The organism is Phaeobacter sp. B1627, assembly GCF_006265095.1.
In the GTDB taxonomy this organism is placed as follows: Bacteria; Pseudomonadota; Alphaproteobacteria; order Rhodobacterales; family Rhodobacteraceae; genus Epibacterium.
Window position 1 is genome coordinate 57,766 of sequence record NZ_VCNK01000011.1, and the last position, 19,792, is coordinate 77,557.

Below are 19,792 nucleotides of genomic sequence, written 5' to 3' on the forward strand. Positions count from 1 at the left end.
CCAAAATTCTTTTGTGACCTCGACGTGGACCCTGTAGGGAGAGATGCTATAAACAAATTGCTGTGAATACATCACGGTGGAAATAGTACAGGCGCATATATCTATGTCTTCCCGGCTGCTTTCTGAGCGCATTCGAGCTGCGTTCCGTTGTATGATTTTGGGCGTATTGGGGGCGCTCTTTCTGTCGGGCTGTGACGTCTTTCCCATTCCGTTTGAACTCGAAGAATCCGAGGATCTAACGACTTTTAATGTTGTCCCGAATGGTCAAGCGTGGATCTCTACTCCTGACACGTTGATCACTCTTCAGCGCAACCTTCGCGATAGTGTGGACCAACGTATCGGGTTGAAGAACCACACGCTCATGGGCGGTGAGAACTATATTCACATCCGGGCGCGCACTGTCGAAGGCCGTTTCATGTTCGACGAATTTATCGAACGCGCAGGCGGGCTGCCGACGCCGTTTACAGCACTTGATGCAGGACAGATGATCGCGACAGAGGACGGTCTCGGGACCTATATTTGGACAAGCAAGGCCATCAGCGGCAATTCAACATGCGTTTTGGCCATGCGTCGGGTGACACAGGTCCAGCGGCAAATTCCGGGCAACCACGCAGTTATGGACATATTGTTGCGCAACTGCGTCAGGGGGAGTGCGGAGGTCGCGCTGGAGCCGATCAAAGCCGCCCATGTCGGGTATTATCCACTCAATGGGAGGGGGGCCTCTGACAGTCTGATGTTGTCACCTTTGGCCGGCCCTTCGCCTTTTTAGCGTGCCAGCATGGGCACGATCAAACACGAAGCCGAAACTGGGGTAATTCCATGAGGCAGAGGTCAGAAATTTGAAGAAACGTTATTTCCGTAGCCTCTTGATGCTTGTCTTCTGGATGTCGTTGGCGATGCCCGCTTTGCTGTTGGCGTCCTTGCCTGCCTCTGCAGCGGCGCAGGGGCTGTTGAGCATTGTCGCGGTCCTTCTGGTGTCCGCACTCAAACCTTTCGCGACCAACACTATCGCACGGTTTTCGCTGATGGCGATCGGGAGCATGATTGTGTTCCGCTACTGGATCTGGCGTCTGACGGTGACCCTGCCTGATCCTGGGGTTGACCTGTCCTTCACGCTGGCCGTGATATTGTTCGCAACGGAAACCTACTCCATTTTGGTGTTTTTCCTCAACGCGTTCATCACTGCGGACCCGACATCCAGAGCGCAGCCACCGCAAGTCGATGTGCAGGATCTGCCGACCGTTGACATTCTGGTGCCCTCCTACAATGAGCCCATCGAAATGTTGAGCGTCACGCTGTCGGCCGCCAAAAACATGATCTATCCGCACGACAAGCGCACGGTGGTTCTCTGTGACGACGGCGGGACCGACCAGCGTTGCGACTCCGATGACCCGGACATGGCGCAAAACGCGCGCAAACGCCGCAAAGAGCTGCAAGAGCTTTGCGAGCAGCTGGGCGTGAAGTATTCCACACGCGCGCGCAACATTCACGCGAAAGCCGGAAACATGAGCGCGGCACTGGAAAACCTGAATGGCGATCTTGTTGTCGTCTTTGATGCCGACCACGTTCCGTCCCGGGATTTCCTCGCCCGGACAGTGGGTTACTTCGTGAAGGACCCGCAGCTGTTTCTGGTGCAGACACCGCACTTCTTCATAAATGAAGATCCGATCCAGCGTAACCTTGGTCTGATTTGTCCGCCCGAGAACGAAATGTTCTACAGCATGATCCACAAGGGACTGGACCGTTGGGGAGGTGCATTCTTCTGTGGATCCGCTGCGGTGATCCGTCGAGCAGCACTCGACAGCGTCGGGGGATTTGCCGGAGAGACGATCACTGAAGACGCAGAAACCGCGCTGGAAATTCATTCCAACGGCTGGCGCAGCTTGTATCTTGATCGGGCCATGATCGGAGGGCTGCAGCCGGAAAGCTTCAGCTCATTCATTCAGCAGCGCGGCCGTTGGGCCTCTGGCATGATGCAAATGCTGGTGCTGAAAAACCCCTTGTTCCGCAGTGGGCTGTCCCTGATGCAGCGGCTTTGCTACATCAATTCGATGGCCTTCTGGCTGTTTCCGATGGTCCGTCTGGTCTACCTCATCGCGCCGCTCGCATATTTGTTCTTTGGCGTCGAAATGTTCGTCGCGACCTTCAATGACGCGATGGTCTACGTGCTCAGCTACATGGCAATCAGCTTCCTCGTTCAGAACGCTTTGTTCGCCAAATATCGCTGGCCTCTGATCTCGGAGATCTACGAGGTCGCACAGGCGCCCTATCTCGCAAAAGCCATCATACAGACGCTGATCAAACCCCGCGGTGCAAAGTTCAATGTGACGGCGAAGGATGAGACCCTCGTCGACGACCATATTTCCAACATGTATAAACCGCTGTTGGGCTTGTTCGTCTTGATGGCTGCCGGCGTTGTCGCTCTGGTGATCCGCTGGCAGATCTTTCCGGGCGATCACAGCGTTCTGGCCGTCGTCGGTGCCTGGGCCGTGTTCAATTTCCTGCTCGTCTCGCTGTCCTTGGCGGCCGTTGCGGAAACCAAGCAACGCCGGACCGCCATTCGGGTCGATACCAAAGCCAGTGCAGGTCTGCGCTGGGAGGGCTCTGGGGACGAAGACGTGCCGGGCCTGATCGTTGATTGCTCCACGGGTGGCGCGCGCATCCAATTGACCCGTTCCGTGGGCGGAAGCACCGGCAACCGCTTGCCTGCCGAGGGCGACATGGTGGACCTGACACCCCATTTTCCGGAGGCCCGCCACCTTCAGCGATCGATCAAGGCGGTCGTGAAAAACGTCAAGCAGGACAATAACGGCCAGGAGCTTGGTGTGTTCTACCTGCCAGAGCAGCCCATCGAAGTCCGGGAGGCGGTTGCCTATTTGATCTTCGGGTCCAGCGAAAACTGGCTGGATATCCGCCGGGCCAGCCAGGCAAAAAAGGGGCTGATAGCGGGGTTGTTCTACGTTTTCTGGCTGAGCCTGAAACTGCTGCCGCATACCTGCTTGCGGTTCCTGCGGGAACCTGCGCGCCGGATCAGAGCCGCTGAAAACCCGGAACCCGAAATGCCGCCGGCGCATCTTGTCGCTTTTGGTGCCGATTTCAAGGAAGACGAATGGCTCCGCCAACACCAGTCCGAAGCCAGGCCCCCTCAAGGCGAACCGAGGGGGGCAGTTTGATGCGGCTTCTCCGTGCTTTTGCGCCTGTTCTGTTTGTCCTGACGGCGCTGCCAGCTGTGGCACAGGAACTGGAAGAGATCGTTCCGACAGTTCGTCTGACCGCTCCTGAAAGACTCAATCAATCCGATGAACCCGAGGCTGCAGCCCCTTTGGACACGACCTCACCGACGGTTGATCTGAGCCCCCTCTCTGCGAACCCGGTTGTGGATCCTGTTGCGGACCCCATCGGTGTTTCTGTCGATGGAGAGCTGGAAAATATCCCTCCGGCGCCCGTCCTTATTCCGCTGCGTGCCACCCGGTCGCCTTTGAACGACACGGTCAAAATCGGCGGTAGCCTACAGACGTCCGGCATATTCCGGTTCACCGGAGAAACAGTCACAAGTGATTTCACAATCACCGTCCCTGATGTCGCCAGGATACCGACCGATCTCATTCTGTCCTTGCGCTCAAGCATTGATCTGTTGCCCGATCGGTCCCGTTTGCGGGTGTCGATCAATGGGGCCGATGCAGGTGATATCACGCTCGACAGCTTCAGCGGATTTTCCCGGTTTGTGGTGCCCGCAACGGGGTTGAAAACCGGTACGAACAAGATTCGGCTGACTGTCGAGCAGACCCATCGACTGTTTTGCGGGCCTGAGGCCTCTTTCGCCCTGTGGAGCGAAATTGACCTGTCTCAAAGCGGCATCGAGCTCGCGGGGCGCGATGATCTGCAGGAAAATACCGCCGGATTTCTGGCCGCGATTGAGGCGCAGGTTGCCAGAACCGGTGTGATCGAGGTCCTGACGGACTCGACACCCGATCCGAAATTGACGCGCCGGGTCCTGGAGCCGCTGCTTGCCCGTCTCTCGCGTGTGCCGCAGGTGAATGTGTCCTCCTTTTATGAGAGCCGGAGCACGCCCCCGCCTTTGGCCCGGATTGCATTTGTCAACGCGGCAACGCCTCAGGCCGGGTTCCGGCGGGGGGCCGATGGCGCGATCGTTCTTCAGGTGATCTACGGCGAGGGTCAACTGCCGGACCTGAGTGATATTCTTCCCGCAGCAGAACCCGATCCGTATCTCCCAACCGTGGTTCCGGGCCACCCCAATACCCTGGCCTCGCTCGGAGAGCCCAATATCGTGGGCAATACCCGGTTCTTCATCAAGGATGTCGCGTTTTTTCTGCCACAGGACTGGCTGCTCCTGGCCTCTCAAAAGGCGACATTGAACCTGAATTACGGGTTTTCTGCCGATCTGCCTGCCGGTGCGCTGCTGAATGTCAAGGCGAACGGAACATCCATCCAGTTGCTGCCGCTGGACCGCAATGGCGGCGGTATCCGACCGCCTCTGCAAATTCGATTCCTGGCCAATCTTCTGCATCCCGGTGTCAACAGCATTACCTTTGAGATGATAGCACCCGGGGATCCACCCGGATTGCCCTGCGCGCCCCGGGATACGGATCTGCTGGTTATCCTTGCCAGTAGTTCGCTGGATGTGCCGCCCTCCCCCAAGATGCGCAAGTTTGATATGTCTTCCGCGCTCTACCAGCTCGGTCCCGACAGTCTGGTGCTGCCGCCACAGTTGTTCTCCGAAGACCAAAATCAGGAAGCGACACTTGCCTTCAACGCGACGATCCGTCCGCTCAAATCCGGAAACCTGCGGCCCCGTCTGCATTTGACAAGCCTCGACAAGATCGCGATGACGCCGTTCCGAAGCGCCGGGCTGACGCGCCAGATGATCCTGCGCACCTTGTCCCCTCCGCTGGATGCATCGCTGCTGCAGGCGACGCGGGACAGTGCTCAGGACAATGGGCAAAGCACCGAAGCCTACAGGCTTGCACAGTCGGACAGCAGCAGAAGCGGGACCGCGAACAGCCCGGCTCCGGCCGCACGCAGCCTCGGCAGTCTCGGCGCGAGCGCGGTTCAGCAGGCCCGGAGCAAGATCACGGAGTTTATCTTCCCCGGCCAGATCAGCCTCGCGGAATGGATGCAGCACCACGCGGGTGTCGCCATGCTGCTGCAACCCGATCCGATCCGGCCCAAAGACCTGTGGCTGATCGCAACTCCGGCAATTTCGCCCACGGATCTGGCCCGGAGCGTCAGTCTGCTGCGGCTGCAGGCGCAGGGCAACACCTTGGGTCAGGTCGCGGTTCTGAGCGCGGACGGTCGCTGGGACAGCTGGTCCGCCAATATCCGGCCCCGCCTTCTGGAGCCGCTGAGGCCGGGTAATTTTCGCACGGTGATGGGCAATTACGCATCATGGTCGCCCCTGACGTTCACCGGGTTGATCCTGCTGGCCGCCTTGCTTTCGGTCTTTCCCGCGATCTGGTTCACTCTGATGACCAGAAGAGCAGGGAGCAAGGAATGAACCGCAGAGACGTTCTGGCCTTGCTGAGTACGGTCCTGACCGGAGCACAGGCTCCGGCTTTTGCACAACCATTGTCAGTCCAGTCGATTGCCGGGGTGGTGTCGCCGGATCATCCGCTGCAGGCATCCTGGGAAGTCTGGAAATCGCAATATCTACAGCCGGACGGGCGGGTTGTTGACGGATATCAGGACAACGCGAGCCATTCCGAGGGGCAGGGATACGGGCTGGCGCTGGCCGCCGCTTTTGGCGATCTTCCGGCTTTTGAGACCATCTTTCGCTGGAGCGAGGACCACCTTGCCATCCGTCCGGATGCTTTGCTGGCCTGGCGCTGGTTTCCGGACCAGACGCCCTCTGTCCCCGATACCAACAACGCCAGCGACGGCGACCTTTTCTATGCCTGGGCACTGGCGGCAATGGCCGCGCGCCACGACCGTCCGGACTTTGCCGAACGTGCGTTGCAGATTGCTCTGGATCTGGTCCGGCTTTGCGTTGTGCCGGATCCGGGCGCCGAGGGGCGCTTTCTGTTCCTGCCGGGCGCAGAGGGGTTCAAGCGCGACGGCAGCTATATCATCAACCCATCCTACTACATGCCGCGCGCCATGCGCGAACTTGCCGTCATGACCGGCGTAGACGCCCTGGCCCAGGCCGCAGATGATTCCGATTTGCTCTTTATGGCGATTGCCGAGGCCGGGATGGTGCCAGACTGGATCGAGGTTGGCCCGTCCGGCTGGACCCCGCCGCCAGAGTTGTTTTCGTCCAGGTCAGGGTACGAGGCGATCCGCGTTCCGCTTTATGCGGTATGGTCCGGTCTGCCCGCCGCTCCATCGGTCCGTCGTTATATCGCCGCAGTTTCAACGTCCTCCGCGGATGCCACGGGAGTCGTCTTTGACCGTGAAACGGGAGAGGTTCTGGAAAGCAGCAGCCATCCCGGGTATCGGGCGATCGCTGCCTTGTCGGTCTGTGCGGCAAACAGAGATGTCGGCGCGGCGATGCCTGCGTTTTCTCGCGATCAGCCCTACTATCCTGCTACATTGCATTTGATGACCCTTGTCATCCAGTCTGAAAAGTATCCCCAATGCGTACCGCTGTGAACACCATCAAACCTGTCGTCCTGCTCCTCGTTCTGCTGAGCGGGGTCTGTCAACCTGCCTCGGCCCAGACCGCAGCAGAATCCCCTGGTGCGTCGCAGATCGACAGCGGGACCCCGAATTCCAGCGAGTTGCAGGCGCTTGTCTTTTATCTCCAGCAGCGCAATCAGGTATCGGCAGAAGCAGAGCTGCGCAGATTGAAAAGCAAATACCCCAATTGGGTTCCGCCGACGGATCTCAATGATCTGTCAGCTACTCAACCCGCCTCGGAAATCGATGCCATCTACAAGGCCATCGCCGACAACGAACTGACCCTGGCGCGACGTTTGATGGTGCAGGCCCAATCCGCCTACCCGAACTGGACGCCGCCGCATGATATGACCCGTCTGTTGACCCTCGCGGAAGGCCAGATGGCGCTTGATCTGGCATTGGATGCCGGCAATGCCCATGAGGCATTGCAGATCGCGACTTCGATTGACGGGCTGCTGCAGTGTGACCGCATCAACAATGCCTGGCGCATTGCTGAAATTCAGGGTTCCCAACAGGCCGACAGTGCCGCCTTGACGACCTACCGCGCGATTTTGAATTCCTGCAACGTGACAACCGATCTGTTTGCAACCATCGAAAAAGCGGATGCGGTCACCTCAAATGAGGAACTTGCCGAGCTGGTCTCGATTGTCGTTGCCCGGTTTCCAGAAGAGCAGGACACTTTTGTCACTCTGCAGAAACGTCTGCTGGCGGGGCGGGGCGCTCCGGTCGGCAATCTGGCACTGCGGAGCGAAGGCGGTGAGCGGCTGCGCCCGAGGACGCGGCCGGCGCCGGCCAAACGGACGACTGCACCAGCCCCCGCGTCCGGCCCTGCCGCATCCGCCCCGGTCCGGCAGACATCAGGCGGCTGCAGGCCGTCAGATGCCTCTTCCCGTTCACCACAGCGGTTGATGGCATATGGGTGGTGCGTCCACAATCTGGATCGCCCGATGGAGGCGTTGAACGCCTTCAAACGTGCGGAGGCCCAACTGTCCGGGGCATCAAAACGCGACGCCCGTTTCGGCATGTCGCTGGCCTTTCTGAAGCTGAATATGCCAGACGACGCGGCGCGGATTGCCGCCAACACCCGGTTCACCCGGGAGCAACGGGTGAATGTGGAACGGCAGATTTTGGATCAACGTGGCAACCGGGCCTACAAACAGGGCGACTTTGGCAGGGCCATTGCCTATTGGGACGCGTATGAGCAGATCAATGGCCACATGACACGGGAGCAATTGGTGTTGCGGGGCTATGCCTATTACAACAATGGCAACAAACCAAGGGCGCGTCAGATCTTTCAAAAGCTGCATGATCAACTTGCGACCGGCGAAACCCGCAAGGCGCTTGGCTTGTTTCACGATGACTAGTCTCAGGACTGCGGCAACCTGCCCGTCCGGGGGTGTATCCGTCCGGGGCGTGATCCGGTTTTAGCTATTCGGGTCATCGGGCCCTTGGCAGGCGGGCCAGGCGGCGATATCTGCCATGCCCCTCATGTCGGCCGTGATCCCCTGACAAAGGCCCGGCTCGAGACCTGAATGGAGTTCTTTGCGGGGTCTTTTGCATTGGCGAAAGAGTATTCGTCCGCCCGATGAACCCTCCCGAAGTTGAGGCCCTTGGAACGCGCCGTGGCGCAGAAGGCTTCGACATCTTGCACGTCAAATACCAGTTTCACCAATGCCTGCCCCTCTTTTTGTTTCGAGGCCGCAGGATGCAGGAGAATCGTCAGCCCAGAGGTTTGCGGGGACAATTCGACAATGCGATCCGTTTCCGAGCGGATCACCGAAAAGCCGAAAAAACGCGCGTAGAAGTCGGTCATTTGGTCGATTCTATGGGTGTAGATCACGATCCGCCCGATTGCCGGTGTCATCATGTCCCTCCTTGGGTCGACTTTTCCGCCTTGACTGTATCATGGCTGAGCGCCCGACGTCATGGGTCGCTGCAAAGGGACAGCTTCTTTCGGTTGTGTGAAACGACCTGTGCGGCATCGAGCGCCGGTTTGACTGCCAGCGAATTATTCTTTTGCCTCACTCAGGGGACTGGGGTTCTCGGGGGGCGCCACGTCCAGAATATTGAGCGTATTGAAACCGCCGAGAATGGCGTCGACTGCGATCGTCGCCAGAATGATACCCATGACCCGGGAAATCACCGACGCGCCAGTGTCTCCGATCAGGCGATGGACAAAATGTGCCGCAAGCAGAAGAACGAGCGACAGGACCAGAACGAGCACCAGCAGGGCTGCCGTCGTGGCTTGTTCCGCGAAAGTATTGGAACTGTTCTCGGTCAGGATGACGATGGCCAGCATCGCTCCGGGTGACGCGATAGAGGGCATTGCCAGTGGAAACACAGCGCCCGAGAGGTGGTCGCGCTCGGCCTCTGCGATTTCGGTTTGCGGCTTGGAGACCCCAAAGATCATGGACAGCGCAAAGAGGAACAGGATGATCCCTCCGGCAATCTGGAAAGAGCCGAGCCGCAGGCCGAGCGTTTCCAGTACCACCTGTCCACCGACCAGGAAAGCCAACAGCACCAGAGTCGCGATACCAACCGCGCGCAGGGCGAACCTGCGGTGCAGATGTGCAGGGACGCTCGCTATGGCAAATAGGTAAACCGGTATCGTTCCCACCGGATCGATCACCACCAAAAGGGTAATGAACTCGCGCAGGAGAGGCGCCCAGTCGATAGAAAATAGTGTCATTGCACCCTTTCGTCGTGTTCTTTGTCGCGGGGGGCTCACGTCCCGAAGCAATCGGAAAAAGCATTCGGTCCACAAGGGGTTCGCAGGCACTATACCTGAATGTTTCAGGCGTCTACAAATGCCTGCCGTACGGAATTGCTGTGTGTCATCACAATTCATTTACAAGCTGCGTACAGTGTGCGCCCTGCAGACAGAAACCGCGCCTTTTAAATCGATCGAGGCAAGTGGACAGTGCCCTTCGTCACCTGTACGATCCGAGCGCAGTTTCGCTGAAAGCCCGCCGTCATCGCATCTTGTCCCCGGATCGGCAGATCAGGTGCGTAAGCCATGCCATCAGCCAAGTGGTGTTGTGTGAATTGACGAGCGAAAGCGGGGGCTCAGCGGTGGGGCTAATTCAGAATTTTCAGGGTGAGACGGTGGGGATCGAGGTCACCGTCCCCGCGAAGTGGCGCTATTGCGAACGTCTGTTGGGAATCCACTGGCAGGCCAGAAGCCGGGTCGGGGCCCATGGATCCTACTGGTCGGATGTGCCGCGCCTTATGGTGTTTCTCGACGATATGTCCTGCGTCAAAATATGCGAGGGCTATGATGAGGCAGCCCGGGTCGGACGCTCCGTTCCTCAGGCGTTGTTCGTGCCGGCAGGGCAATCCCTCAGCAGTTATTTCTGCGAAGAGCTGACCTTTCGTCATCTCGACCTTCATTTCGATGTCAGTTGGCTGCGCCAGTTGCTTGCCCCCTCTCTGGGGGACGATGCCGCCGAGGATCTGATCGGCCGGATGATTGGAAGCCATGGATCACCGCAAGTCGAGGCCTTGGCCAAGCTGCTGATTTCCGAAATCTCCCACTCAGCCCATGATGATTTGTATTTTGAGGCGCTCGCGGGGGCGATGGTGTTCGCCGCTCTGAGGGCGGAATTGCACAGGCCGCCGCAGGGGACGGGGCGGTTGACCGAGAACCAGATGATGAAACTCCGGGCTGGCTTTGACAAACGCGGCGCGCACCGAATGTCGATCTCCGAGATGTCGCGGCTGGTCGGGTTGTCAGAGAGCTGGTTCTCGCATGTGTTCAAGAACACCACCGGCCAGACCCCGCTCCGCTGGCAGAAGGAGCAGCGGATCAACACGGCGCAGCGATTGTTGCGGGATACGGATCTGAGCGTTGCGGAAATCGCCGCCCGGCTCGGCTTTTCGGACCAGTCGCATTTCACCAAGGTTTTTCGCGGTGTGGCCGGTCATACCCCGGCCAGTTGGCGCAGGCTGCTGGAGAGATAAATCCGGGCGGCCATAAATCGCTGCAGACCCGGCGGGTGCCCGACCGGCTGGCGGTCGGGCAGGGGCGTGTTACCAGCTGCGAGTCAGGCTTGCGCTGATGGTGCGGCCGGGAGAATACCAGTTGGCACCGATCCCGCCGGTCACATGCTTTTCATCGAGCAGGTTGGTGACGTTGATCCGCAAATTCGTGTTCTCGCGGATATCGTAGGAGAAGGAGGCATCCAGCACCGTGAAGGAGTCGCCCTCACGGGTATTGGCATTGTCGAACCACATTGTGCCCGTGTAGCGCGCGCCGAGGCCAAACACCATGTCGCCGCGATGTCCTGCACCATCGAGCGTGTAGTTCACCCAGAGCGAGCCGACATTATTTGGCACGAACTGCAGTTCATTGCCGTCGTTGCTGCCGTCGCCATCGTCGACAATTTCCGAGTCCAGATGAGAATAGCCCGCAATGATCGAGAAGTTCCGGTAGAAGTCCACCTTGGCCTCAAGATCAATGCCGCGCACGCGGGATTCGCCAATGGTTTCCTCCAACAGAGTCGTTGGGTTGGTGACCGTCATATTGTGCTTGGTCAGATCGTAGATCGCCGCAGTCAGCAACGCACGGCCGCCGGCGGGACGATACTTGACGCCAGCCTCGAGTTGGCGACCACGTTCCGGTTCAACCGTCAGGCTGGCCGGGACAACGGATTCAGAGTAGCTGCCATAGACCGACAGATCCGGCGTCACCTTGTAGGTCAGACCGGCGCGGGCCGTGGTTTCGCCGTATTCGCCCGAGCTCACGCTGCCATCGAACAGATTGGTCTGTGTGGTTTCGCCCTTGTCGTGGCGCAGGCCCAGATTGGCGATGAAACGATCATTGAACGTCAACTCCTGCTGCAGGTAGATGCTCTTGGTCGTCTGTTCGGTGCGCCGGCTCTGGTAGGGCGCGATGGCGGTCAGATCATAGCCACCACCGGTATAGCTGAAATTGGTGTAGTCCATCGGGGTGACCGTGGTCCACCAGCTGGTGCTGTCTTCGGTGCTGTCTGCAAACTCCACGCCCAGCAGGCTCCGGCTTTCCACTGCCCCGAAACTGGTGTCATATTGCAGATTGGCATTGATCACAAAATCATTGCCCGCCGAGTCGTTGGCGAACAGAAAGCGATCCACCACAGTGGCGCCGGGCGCATAGTTGCCGCGGTCATCCAGGTAGACATAGCCAAAGTCAGAGGTGACATCGGTGTAGCGCGCAGACACCCCGAGTTTCAGGCCATTGTCGAACTCGTGGTCGAACTTCAGCGCGGCGGTGGTGCGGTTCATGCCACGGTAGTTGAAGTCCGGCTCGCCGAAATAGCGGCTGGCCTCGTAGTCGGTGCCGATGGGGTGACCGCCGCCGCCGGGAACTGAATCGCGGTTCAACTGATCGAGGCTGAACACCAGACTGGTCATTTCGGTTGGGCGCCATGCCAGGCTGGCGGCCAGATAGGTTTCGTCATCGCGGGAAAAATCCCATTCTGCCTCCGCATCGCGCAGCAGGCCAACCAGACGATAGGACAGGGTGCCTTCGTCGTTCAGATCGTCGCCAAAATCAAAGCCGACCTCTTTTTTGCTATTGCTGCCAAAGGAAAGATAGGCCTCGCCATACTTGCCCTGTTTCGGAGCTTTGCTGACATAGTTCACCGAGCCGCCGGGATCGGAGACGCCAAAGGTGGTGGAGTTGCCACCTTTTACGACTTCGACCCGGTCAAAGGCATAGGGCTCTTCGCGCATGCCGCCGAAAGACGCGCCGACACGCAGCCCATCGCGATAGGTATAGGCGTCAAATCCGCGGATCTGGAAGTAGTCGAACCGATTGTCCGCACCGTAGTAGTCGGTGACGACGCTGGAGGTATAGTTCAGCACCTGTTCAATGGTCTGCGCGCCGCGCTGGGTGATTTCCCGCGCCGTCACGACGGACACGCTGGCAGAGGTGTCCAGAACATCGGTCGCAAGCCCGGAGGCAGAGGTGACCTGGCTGGCAACCAGGGTTTGGCTGTCGTCTTCGGTCTGGACAAAGATCGGGTCGAGTACGATGGCGTCGTCGCTGGCCTGTTCCTGAGCCAGGGCAGGGAAGGCGATCAACGCCGAACAGCCCATCAGCAGGGTGCTCAGGCGCAGGCCTTTGGTGGTTCGCGGTTCAATATTCATTCTGGTATCCCAGTCAGGTTGTTGGTGGTCTTGGCGCCGAGCTGCGCGGAGGGCTCCATGCAGCGGCGAAAGCGGGAGCGAAGGGTCCAGGAGTGTCAGGACGCTGGCGGGTATGGGAGTGTCGCGGGCGCTGACCGGCAGAGGCCTTCGTTCGATGAACGGCCTACGCGTCGTTTGAAGAGGCGTATTGTAAAATTCGACTTTTTTGGTTGGTTTCTATGGTTTTTTCATATTTACCATCAGGTTGACCCTGTTTTGCTTGGCGTTTCTGTTGACGCACCGGTTGCGACGTGGAAATCGGACGGGGCGCGAGAACAAAATTGCCCTGAAGGATACCTCAAATGATGACGTCGATCCGCCCGAACCCTTTTGGCGCCGGTCCTGGCCGCTTCCTGAGTGCGTTGGTGATCGCCCTGACCCTCTTTGTCCATACGCATGCGGCGCAAGCGCAGGAGTTTCCCCTGGAGATCGAGCACGCGCTTGGCACAACCGTGATCGAGGCAAAGCCGCAGCGGATCGCCGCGATCGGATGGAGCAACCATGAGGTGCCGCTGGCGCTCGGGGTGGTGCCGGTGGGATTTGCCAAGGTGAATTTCGGCGATGATGACGACAATGGTGTATTTCCCTGGGTCGAGGCACGTCTGGCGGAGCTTGGCGCAGATATGCCTGCTTTGTTTGACGAGGGCGACGGAATCGATTTCGAGGCGGTGGCGGCCACAGGTCCGGATCTGATCCTGGCGGCCTATTCCGGGATCAGCCAGTCGGATTACGACATCCTCAGCAAGATCGCACCGGTCGTGGCCTATCGGGTCGGCCCCTGGGCAACCACCTGGCGCGAGGTGATCCGGCTGAACTCCACCGCGATGGGCCGCGCCGCTGACGGCGAGGCGATGATTGCAGAAATCGAGGGCAAGATTGCCGAGGCAGTTGCCAAACACCCGGAAATCCGGGGCAAACGGGCGATGTTTGTGACCCATCTGCGGGCGCGCGATCTGAGCGTGATCCGCTTCTACTCCGCCAATGATCTGAGGGTGCAATTCTTTGAGGACCTCGGCATGGTCTCCCCCCAGAGCGTTGCAGATGCGACTGAGGCCGGACGCTATTCCGGTGAAATCAGCGTCGAGCGGATCGATGACTTTGATGATGTGGATATTGCGGTCACCTATGGGGGGCCGGATCTTCTGGCCGCTTTGCGGACCAACCCGCTGACGGCGCGGATGCCGGTGATTGCCAACAATGCGCTGGTCATGATGGCGAATGATCCGATGGGAACCGGGGCCAACCCGACGCCGCTGGCCATCGACTGGGTGCTGGAGACCTATGTCGGGCGTCTGGCAGAGGCTGCGCGAAACCTGCAATGACGCGCCCGGCCTCTGTCCCGAAGGGCCTGTCGGACAACAGTGCCGACGTGCCGCCTGCGCTGCGACGGCGCGGCCATTATTGGCCTGCGCTCACCGGCCCACTTCTGGCGCTGGCCCTGATCGCGGTAATGGCCTTGTCGCTTGGCTTTGGCGCGCGGGACGTGGGTTGGAGCGATATCAGTGGTGGATTGCAGGGGCTGAATGACACGCTGGGGCAGGCCGTGGTGCAGATGCGCATACCGCGCACCGTGTTGGCGGTTCTCGCAGGGGCTGCGCTCGGAATGTCCGGCGCCGTCATGCAAGGGGTCACGCGCAACCCATTGGCGGATCCCGGTATCCTTGGCGTCAATGCGGGGGCTGCCATGGCCGTGGTGATCGCGGTCGCGTGGTTCGACATGCAGTCACTGAACGGGTTTCTTTGGGTGGCCAGTTTCGGCGCGGCCGGGGCTGCGTGTTTCGTATATGGCGTCGGCAGCCTGGGGCGGGGCGGGGCCACACCGCTGAAGCTGGCGCTGGCGGGGGCGGCGACATCCGTTGCGCTCGGGTCCCTGTCTGCGGCGATCATCCTGCCGCGCGCCGATGTGGCCGGTGGCATTCAGGTCTGGCAGATCGGCGGAGTCGGTGGCGCGACCTTTGACGCGATCCGGCCGATGCTGCCCTTTCTTGGCGCGGGCTTTGTGGTCTCGCTGCTGTCTGCGCGTAGTCTCAACATGCTGGCGCTTGGGGATGAGGCCGCCGCCGCAATGGGAGAGCGGGTGCAGGTCGCGCGCGTGATGGCGGCGCTTGGGGCGGTGCTTCTTTGTGGGGCGGCCACCGCCATCTGCGGCCCCATCGGGTTCGTCGGACTGGTCGTGCCCCATGCCTGCCGCCTGATGGCCGGCGTCGATCACCGGATGCTGCTGCCGCTGAGCGCCCTCGGCGGCGCAGTTCTGCTGACATTGGCCGATGTCGCAGGCCGTCTGGTGGCGCGTCCGGCCGAGCTGGAAGCCGGGGTGATAACCGCCTTTGTCGGGGCGCCGGTCTTTATTGCCATCGTCCGCAGAAAAAGGATCCGTGACCTGTGATTGAGGCCCCCGTTCCTGCCGGACTGATCCGGGATCTGCGCACACTGCGCCTGCGCAATGTCCGCCAGTTGTGGCGGTTTACCCTGCTGGGTCTTGCGCTGCTGGTGGTGGGCTTTGCCCTGACCCTGTCGGTGGGGCAGTCGGTGACGCCACCGATGGATGTGATCCGGGTGCTTTTGGGCGAGGGGGCGCCGGGCGACACTTTCACCGTGCGCGAGCTGCGCCTGCCTCGGGCGGTGATGGGCGTTGTGGCGGGGATGTGCTTCGGCCTCGCGGGGAGCGCCTTTCAGGTTCTGCTGCGCAATCCACTGGCCAGCCCCGATATCATCGGCATCTCCGCCGGCGCCAGCGCGGCGGCCGTTTGCGCCATCGTGTTCTTCGGAGCCTCCGGCCCGACGGTATCCGCCGTCGCGATCCTGTCTGCGCTCGGCGTGGCGGTGCTGGTCTATGTGCTGGCATGGCGCGACGGGGTGGCAAGCGGGCGGTTGATCCTCGTTGGCATCGGCGTCGCGGCAATGTTGCAGAGCGTTGTGGCCTATAGCCTGTCCAAAGCGCCGGCCTGGGGGCTGCAGGAGGCGCTGCGCTGGCTGAGCGGGACATTGAACGGCGCAAGCTTGGGGCAGGTGGGGCCACTGCTGGCGGCGCTGGTGATCGGCGGAGGAGTCTTGCTGACGCAGAGCCGGGCCCTGGCAGCGTTGCAGATGGGGGACGACGCGGCGTCTGCGATTGGAGTGCCGGTGGCGCAGACACGAATCCTGGTGGTGTTGTCGGCGGTGGCGGTGATTGCGGTGGCAACGGCAGTCTGCGGGCCGATCGCCTTTGTCGCCTTTCTCGCGCGCCCTCTTGCCAGCCGGATCAGCGGTGCCGGTGGGCCGTTGTTGCTGCTCTCGGCCCTGACCGGAGCCGTTCTTGTGGTGGCTGCAGATTATACCGGACAATTCCTGCTGCCCGCGCGCTATCCGGTGGGCATCGTCACCGGCGCCCTTGGCGCGCCCTACCTTTTGTATCTGATCGCCCGCATCCACCGCAAAGGAGCCCTGTCATGAGCCCAAAGACCCTGAAGGCGACCGGGCTGGACGCCGGCTACGGAGAGCGTGCGGTCCTGCGCGGGCTCGACTTCGAGGTTCCGACCGGGCAGATCACTGCCATTGTCGGGGCCAATGCCTGCGGCAAATCTACCCTGTTGCGCAGTCTCTCCCGGTTGCTGAAGCCCGCGCGGGGGCAGGTGCTTCTGGATGGCGCGTCGATCCACGCGATGGCGCCCAAGGCGCTGGCGCGCGAACTGGGATTGCTGCCACAAAGCCCGATTGCGCCGGATGGTATCTCCGTGCTGGATCTGGTGGGGCGGGGGCGGCACCCGCATCAGGGCCTGTTTGCGCGGTGGTCGACGCGGGACGAGACCGCCGTGGCGGCGGCGTTGGCCGCAACCGGGACGGCCGATCTGGCGGACCGGGACGTGGATGAATTGTCCGGTGGGCAGCGCCAGCGGGTCTGGATTGCAATGGCGCTGGCCCAGGAGACGGGGATCCTTCTGCTGGACGAGCCGACGACATTCCTCGACATCAATCATCAGATCGAGGTGCTGGACCTGTTGCGGGACCTCAACCAGCAGCGGGGCACCACGATCGTGATGGTATTGCATGATTTGAACCTTGCGGCGCGCTACTGCGACTGGCTGGCGGCCATGGTAGACGGACAGGTGGCCGCGACAGGCCCTGCCGAGGCGATCCTGACGCCGGAGTTGGTGCAGCGTGTCTTTGGGCTGGAAAGCCGGGTGATGCGCGATCCGGTGTCGCAACGCCCGATGATGATTCCAATCGGGCGGCACGGGATCTGTGCCAGCGGTGAGCCCGGCTGACGCCCCGCTGAGGCCGGTCTGAACCACGACTGACACTCAACTGACCCGGCTGAGCCCTGCCGGGGTGCAGCCTGTGGTTTTCATTGCGTGACGGGCGAGATGAGAAACTGCCCCTGATTTAAGCGCTTGCGGTGCACTGATCAGGCGCGGAGCGGACAAGCAGCCCGCAGTCATACCGCAGTCCGCGCCAGAATATCTGTTGCCCCGCGTTCCAGCTTGCAGGGTATGGGATTTCATCAGTACATATCCCTTCAGATGAACATAGTGGCCGTTCCGGACAAGTTGCTCTTTTTACCAGTGGCGGGCAGAAACGGTCTCCGGAGAGCATTGCATGGCGTACAGATCACACGCGCGACCCAGGGTCGGGAACCTGGAGGCCAGCCTTCAGGCCATCCTGTCGTCTGCCGTGGATGCGATTATTATCATCCGTGATGATGGCGTGATCGAGACGGCCAACGAGGCCGCAGCGGAGCTGTTTCAATACGACACAGAGGATTTCCCGGGGCAGAATGTAAAATTCCTGATGCCTGAAAGTCATAGCGCCAAGCATGATGAATACCTGCACAACTACAATACCACCGGCCACCGCAAAATCATCGGCATTGGTCGCGAAGTCACCGGCCGACGCAAAGACGGAACGGTCTTTCCGATGCACCTGTCCGTGGGTGAATTCATCGACAACGGGCGGAAATACTACACCGGAATCATTCATAATCTCTCGTTGCGCAAGGAGGCGGAGCGGGCGCTGCTTCAGGCGCAGAAAATGGATGCCATTGGCCAGCTGACAGGCGGTGTCGCGCATGATTTCAACAATCTGTTGACCGTCATCGTCGGAAATCTGGAGCTGATGGAGATGCAAATGGGCGCGTTCGAGCACTCCGACCTGCTCAAGGAGGCGCTGGAGGCTGCCGATTTGGGAGCCCGGCTGACAGAACGGTTGCTGGCTTTTGCACGCCGCAGTCCGCTGGAGCCGCATGTGGTGGAATTGAACGGGTTGGTGAGCGGGCTCAGGGATATGTTGCAGCGCACCCTTGGCGCGACGATCGAGCTGAAGACCGTTCTGTCCGGCGATCCCTGGGTCGTCAGGGTTGATCCCGCCCAGTTTGAGAGTGCCATCGTGAACCTGGCGGTGAATGCACGCGATGCCATGCCGGATGGTGGCCGATTGATGGTCGAAACCTGCAATGTTGCGCTGGATGAGGACTATCTTGCAGATGAGCTGGGCCTACCTCGTGGCGACTATGTTCAGGTTTCTGTGACGGACACCGGGTCAGGCATGACGGAGGAGGTGATCCGACGCGTTTTCGAGCCATTCTATACGACCAAGGATGTTGGCGAAGGCACCGGCCTCGGCCTGTCGATGGTCTATGGGTTCGGCAAGCAGTCGGGCGGCCATGTGACGATCTACAGCGAGCTGAAAAAAGGCACGACCGTCAATCTCTACCTGCCGCGACACCGTGACAGCACAGCCCCATCGGACGAGAAAAAGACAGAGCCAGCGCTGCAGTCCGCGACCGGAAGAACGATCCTTGTGGTTGAGGATGACGAACGTGTCCGGCGGCTGACCAGAGGGCGCCTTGAGGCCTTGGGGCATATCGTGCTGGAGGCCATTCACGGCCCGGCGGCGATTGCGGTGCTGGCCGAAAATACCGATATCGATCTGGTGTTCACCGATCTTGTGATGCCCGGAGGCATGTCCGGATATGAGGTGGCCGAACATGTGCAGGAAACCCGGCCTGAGGTGAGGGTTCTGCTGACGTCCGGCTATGCCGAAGAGCTGATGAATGGCGAAAAGCTCTCGGCCCGGAACCTGCGGCTGCTGCGAAAACCCTACCGCCAGACTGCCCTGGCTGAGGCGATCAATGCCGTTTTGGATGCATAGCTATGTGCCGGAGCGTTTGACGTCGGTCGCAAACATGTAGCCGATCCCCCGAACCGTCTTGATGAGAACCGGGGTCGCCGGGTCCCGTTCAATTTTCTTGCGCAGCTTGGCCACGTGATTGTCAATCGAGCGGTCGAGCGGAGACCATTCCACCCCATGCAGCAAATCCATGATCCGGTCGCGCGACAACATCCGTTTCGGGTTGCGTAGAAAGATCGCCAGCAGCCGGAAGTCTCCGCTGGTCATTTCAATCCGGCTTCCGTTGCGGTCGACCAGCTCAAACCGGTCAAGAAAGGCGGTCAGCCCGTCGAAGGTCACGGCCTCTTCTGCATCCGGCGGAGTTTCATGCGGGGCAGCCGTGACTGGTTGCGCAGCTTCATTGTGAGTTGTGCGGCGCAGGACGGTACGGACCCGGGCCAGAACCTCACGGACATGAAACGGCTTGGTAATGTAGTCATCCGCTCCGATCTCAAGGCCCACGACCCGGTCGATGACATCATCGCGGCCAGAGACCATGATGATCGGTACGTCGGACCGATGCCGGATCGTCTTTGCGATTTCGAGACCGTTCTCGCCGCCCAGGTTGACATCCAAGGTCACCAGCCTGATGTCCTGAGAGCGCAGCGCTGCGAGGGTTCCCGCTTCATCTTCGGCTTCGATGACGGCGAAACCATCGCTCTCCAGACATCGCCTCAGGAGCAGCCTGACCTTTGGCTCATCATCCACGATAAGTATAGTGTTTGAACTCACCCGGGTGCCCCTTGCAAATTGCGCCATGCGTATGATCAGACCATGCCGCAAGTGCACTGTAGATCAGTGGCATGACAAAAGACTACAAAACTTTACACTCCGGCAGCCTCCTCTC

Annotated in this window: 15 protein-coding genes; 11 read left to right on the forward strand and 4 right to left on the reverse strand. The window is 60.3% G+C overall.

Annotation, left to right across the window (positions count from 1 at the left end; all coding sequences use genetic code 11):
• Positions 1 to 103 precede the first annotated feature (103 nt).
• The 5 genes from FGE21_RS06880 to FGE21_RS06900 all read left to right on the forward strand — a co-directional run bounded on the left by FGE21_RS06880 (position 104) and on the right by FGE21_RS06900 (position 7,997).
• A complete protein-coding gene (locus FGE21_RS06880; RefSeq protein ID WP_139662559.1) occupies positions 104 to 769 on the forward strand; it encodes a hypothetical protein in 666 nt (221 codons plus the stop codon).
• Between the two features lie 70 nt (positions 770 to 839).
• Positions 840 to 3,173 (forward strand): UDP-forming cellulose synthase catalytic subunit, encoded by a 2,334-nt coding sequence (gene bcsA, locus FGE21_RS06885; RefSeq protein WP_370285515.1) that lies wholly within the window; start codon positions 840 to 842, stop codon positions 3,171 to 3,173.
• Complete coding sequence (locus FGE21_RS06890) at positions 3,173 to 5,515, forward strand: cellulose biosynthesis cyclic di-GMP-binding regulatory protein BcsB (RefSeq protein WP_176695375.1); 2,343 nt, start codon at positions 3,173 to 3,175, stop codon at positions 5,513 to 5,515. The genes bcsA and FGE21_RS06890 overlap by 1 nt, the downstream gene beginning before the upstream one ends.
• Complete coding sequence (locus FGE21_RS06895; RefSeq protein WP_139662561.1) at positions 5,512 to 6,606, forward strand: glycosyl hydrolase family 8; 1,095 nt, start codon at positions 5,512 to 5,514, stop codon at positions 6,604 to 6,606. The genes FGE21_RS06890 and FGE21_RS06895 overlap by 4 nt, the downstream gene beginning before the upstream one ends.
• Positions 6,591 to 7,997 (forward strand): lipopolysaccharide assembly protein LapB, encoded by a 1,407-nt coding sequence (locus FGE21_RS06900; protein WP_139662562.1) that lies wholly within the window; start codon positions 6,591 to 6,593, stop codon positions 7,995 to 7,997. Before FGE21_RS06895 ends, FGE21_RS06900 begins: the two co-directional genes overlap by 16 nt.
• 122 nt (positions 7,998 to 8,119) lie before the next feature.
• Here the strand turns inward: FGE21_RS06900 and FGE21_RS06905 are convergent, their stop codons facing one another.
• Both FGE21_RS06905 and FGE21_RS06910 read right to left on the reverse strand, forming a co-directional pair.
• A complete protein-coding gene (locus FGE21_RS06905; protein ID WP_255731405.1) occupies positions 8,120 to 8,500 on the reverse strand; it encodes a VOC family protein in 381 nt (126 codons plus the stop codon).
• 141 nt (positions 8,501 to 8,641) lie between these two features.
• A complete protein-coding gene (locus tag FGE21_RS06910) occupies positions 8,642 to 9,322 on the reverse strand; it encodes a MarC family protein (RefSeq protein WP_139662563.1) in 681 nt (226 codons plus the stop codon).
• 383 nt (positions 9,323 to 9,705) lie between these two features.
• Here FGE21_RS06910 and FGE21_RS06915 point away from each other — a divergent pair, with 383 nt between their 5' ends.
• Complete coding sequence (locus tag FGE21_RS06915; RefSeq protein WP_139662564.1) at positions 9,706 to 10,593, forward strand: AraC family transcriptional regulator; 888 nt, start codon at positions 9,706 to 9,708, stop codon at positions 10,591 to 10,593.
• 69 nt (positions 10,594 to 10,662) lie between these two features.
• Here the strand turns inward: FGE21_RS06915 and FGE21_RS06920 are convergent, their stop codons facing one another.
• Complete coding sequence (locus FGE21_RS06920) at positions 10,663 to 12,762, reverse strand: TonB-dependent siderophore receptor (RefSeq protein WP_139662565.1); 2,100 nt, start codon at positions 12,760 to 12,762, stop codon at positions 10,663 to 10,665.
• A gap of 341 nt (positions 12,763 to 13,103) precedes the next feature.
• On the opposite strand from FGE21_RS06920, the gene FGE21_RS06925 reads away from it, so the two are divergent.
• From FGE21_RS06925 to FGE21_RS06945, 5 genes are all read left to right on the forward strand, one after another.
• Complete coding sequence (locus FGE21_RS06925; RefSeq protein WP_255731406.1) at positions 13,104 to 14,123, forward strand: iron-siderophore ABC transporter substrate-binding protein; 1,020 nt, start codon at positions 13,104 to 13,106, stop codon at positions 14,121 to 14,123.
• A complete protein-coding gene (locus FGE21_RS06930) occupies positions 14,120 to 15,187 on the forward strand; it encodes an iron ABC transporter permease (RefSeq protein WP_139662566.1) in 1,068 nt (355 codons plus the stop codon). Before FGE21_RS06925 ends, FGE21_RS06930 begins: the two co-directional genes overlap by 4 nt.
• On the forward strand, positions 15,184 to 16,233 hold the full coding sequence (locus FGE21_RS06935) for a FecCD family ABC transporter permease (protein WP_370285518.1): 1,050 nt from the start codon (positions 15,184 to 15,186) through the stop codon (positions 16,231 to 16,233). The genes FGE21_RS06930 and FGE21_RS06935 overlap by 4 nt, the downstream gene beginning before the upstream one ends.
• On the forward strand, positions 16,230 to 17,045 hold the full coding sequence (locus FGE21_RS06940; protein WP_139662567.1) for an ABC transporter ATP-binding protein: 816 nt from the start codon (positions 16,230 to 16,232) through the stop codon (positions 17,043 to 17,045). The genes FGE21_RS06935 and FGE21_RS06940 overlap by 4 nt, the downstream gene beginning before the upstream one ends.
• Positions 17,046 to 17,376: 331 nt before the next feature.
• A complete protein-coding gene (locus FGE21_RS06945; protein WP_139662568.1) occupies positions 17,377 to 18,927 on the forward strand; it encodes a PAS domain S-box protein in 1,551 nt (516 codons plus the stop codon).
• On the opposite strand, the gene FGE21_RS06950 is transcribed toward FGE21_RS06945, so the two are convergent.
• Positions 18,928 to 19,677 carry a response regulator gene (locus tag FGE21_RS06950; protein ID WP_139662569.1) on the reverse strand — a complete coding sequence of 250 codons (750 nt, stop codon included), beginning with the start codon at positions 19,675 to 19,677 and terminating at the stop codon, positions 18,928 to 18,930.
• Positions 19,678 to 19,792: the final 115 nt, after the last annotated feature.

Coding starts and splice junctions, on each gene's coding strand:
- FGE21_RS06880 (WP_139662559.1), top strand. CDS start 104: ATGTCTTCCCGGCTGCTTTCTGAGCGCATTCGAGCTGCGTTCCGTTGT.
- FGE21_RS06890 (WP_176695375.1), top strand. CDS start 3,173: ATGCGGCTTCTCCGTGCTTTTGCGCCTGTTCTGTTTGTCCTGACGGCG.
- FGE21_RS06895 (WP_139662561.1), top strand. CDS start 5,512: ATGAACCGCAGAGACGTTCTGGCCTTGCTGAGTACGGTCCTGACCGGA.
- FGE21_RS06900 (WP_139662562.1), top strand. CDS start 6,591: ATGCGTACCGCTGTGAACACCATCAAACCTGTCGTCCTGCTCCTCGTT.
- FGE21_RS06905 (WP_255731405.1), bottom strand. CDS start 8,500: ATGATGACACCGGCAATCGGGCGGATCGTGATCTACACCCATAGAATC.
- FGE21_RS06910 (WP_139662563.1), bottom strand. CDS start 9,322: ATGACACTATTTTCTATCGACTGGGCGCCTCTCCTGCGCGAGTTCATT.
- FGE21_RS06920 (WP_139662565.1), bottom strand. CDS start 12,762: ATGAATATTGAACCGCGAACCACCAAAGGCCTGCGCCTGAGCACCCTG.
- FGE21_RS06925 (WP_255731406.1), top strand. CDS start 13,104: ATGATGACGTCGATCCGCCCGAACCCTTTTGGCGCCGGTCCTGGCCGC.
- FGE21_RS06930 (WP_139662566.1), top strand. CDS start 14,120: ATGACGCGCCCGGCCTCTGTCCCGAAGGGCCTGTCGGACAACAGTGCC.
- FGE21_RS06940 (WP_139662567.1), top strand. CDS start 16,230: ATGAGCCCAAAGACCCTGAAGGCGACCGGGCTGGACGCCGGCTACGGA.
- FGE21_RS06945 (WP_139662568.1), top strand. CDS start 17,377: ATGGCGTACAGATCACACGCGCGACCCAGGGTCGGGAACCTGGAGGCC.